Origin of the sequence: Plantactinospora siamensis (assembly GCF_042434095.1) — a bacterium.
In the GTDB taxonomy this organism is placed as follows: Bacteria; Actinomycetota; Actinomycetes; order Mycobacteriales; family Micromonosporaceae; genus KBS50.
In genome coordinates this window covers 1-1,543 of record NZ_JBHLUE010000028.1, presented here as the reverse complement: position 1 = coordinate 1,543, position 1,543 = coordinate 1, and the positions used below count along the sequence as shown (strand labels likewise).

1 protein-coding gene is annotated in these 1,543 nt (G+C 69.6%); it reads right to left on the bottom strand.

Annotated features, from left to right (window positions below; translation table 11 throughout):
• Positions 1-1,060 (bottom strand): extracellular catalytic domain type 1 short-chain-length polyhydroxyalkanoate depolymerase (locus ACFFHU_RS28480; RefSeq protein ID WP_377343517.1); only part of this gene is annotated, 1,060 nt, incomplete at its 3' end.
• Positions 1,061-1,543: the final 483 nt, after the last annotated feature.

Below are 1,543 nucleotides of genomic sequence, written 5' to 3'. Positions count from 1 at the left end.
GCGGCGGGTTCGTGGTCGGCGGCGCGGTCGTCGGCGGAGCCGTCGTCGGCGGCGCGGTCGTGGGGGGTGCCGTGGTCGGCGGCGCCGTGGTGGGCGGAGCGGTCGTGGGCGGCGCCGTGGTCGGCGGCGCGGTGTTGTCGAGGCCGAGGAAGGAGATCGCGTACGCGAGCTGCCCGGACATCGGCAGCTGGTGCCCGACGCCGGAGATGCTGATGCCCTCGACGGTGGCCTGGGTGCTGGTGTTGCCGTACCGGGTCCGGGTCCAGGTCGACTGCGGGTGGTCGGTGAAGGCCGGGGTCTGGCTCAGACCGTGCAGGTTGGTCCACTGCTTGATCTCTTCACCGAAGTTCGGGTACGCCAGCGTGGTGTCCGTGGTGCCGTGCCAGAGCTGCATCCGCGGATACTGGCCGGTGTAGCCGGGATACATCGCGCGCGCGATGTCGCCCCACTGCTGGGCCGTCTTGATGACGTTCCCGCCCGAACACTGGCTGTTCCACAGCGACCCGTCGGTGGTGGCGAAGCACCCTGCCGGCACCCCGGAGAAGGCCGAACCGGCCGAGAACACGTCCGGATACTCGGCGGCCAGCACGTTGGTCATCATGGCGCCGGACGAGAAGCCGGAGACCACGATCCGGCCCGGGTCGACGTTGTACCGCTGCCGGGCGTAGCTGACCATCGACATGATGCCGGTCGAGTCGCTGCCGCCGTTGCGCTTCAGCGCGGCCGGGGTCGAGACGTCGAAACAGCTTCCGCTCCGGGTCGCCTCCGGCAGCACGATGATGTACTTGTAGCGGTCCGCCGCGGTCACGTAGTCGTGCCCGTTGCCGTTGAAGATGCCCGACGCCGAGCCGCTGCAGTAGTGCACCAGCACCAGCATGGCCGGCCGGGGCGCCACGTTGTCCGGCACGTAGATGTACATGCGCAGGTTCGTGGGGTTGGTGCCGAAGTTCGTCACCTGGGTCAGCGCGGCGGCCTCAGCCGGCCGGGTCAACACCAGCGCCGCCGCGACGGCGAGGGGCAGCAGCGCCATCGCCAGGGCCGCACGCAGGATACGTCTCATCCGTGGCTCACTTTCTCCTCCGGGGCGCGCCGACCGGCGGCGGTCCTGCCCTTGGGACGCCGTCCTGCCAGCCCGTGTTGGTCCGGAACGAAGTTGTTAGCGTTAACTTCTCGTGGCCGCCCGGCCGGCCAACCATCTGCATCGGGGCCCCGGGGGCCGCCGACATCGATGTCCATAACCTTTTCGGCGGACGTTACCCAGCCCGCCCATCATCGTCAAGCATCGATCGGCTGCGCCGGTAAGGAAGGGCCCCTTCTTATCGTTTCCGGTAGAGCAGGGGTCCCGTGTTAACGGGTCCGGGAGATGCCGCTGGCCGGGTCCCCGGTGTGGGGGCCCGGCCAGCGGGTGGTGGCTTGGGTCAGCTGTTCCAGTACTGGGCGGTCAGGTCGGCGGCCTGGGACTCCCACTTCGCGTAGGCGTCGGGGTAGGCCGAGACCTGGACCTTCTGCGCGGCGTCGGTCAACGGCATGTCCTGCCAGCCCG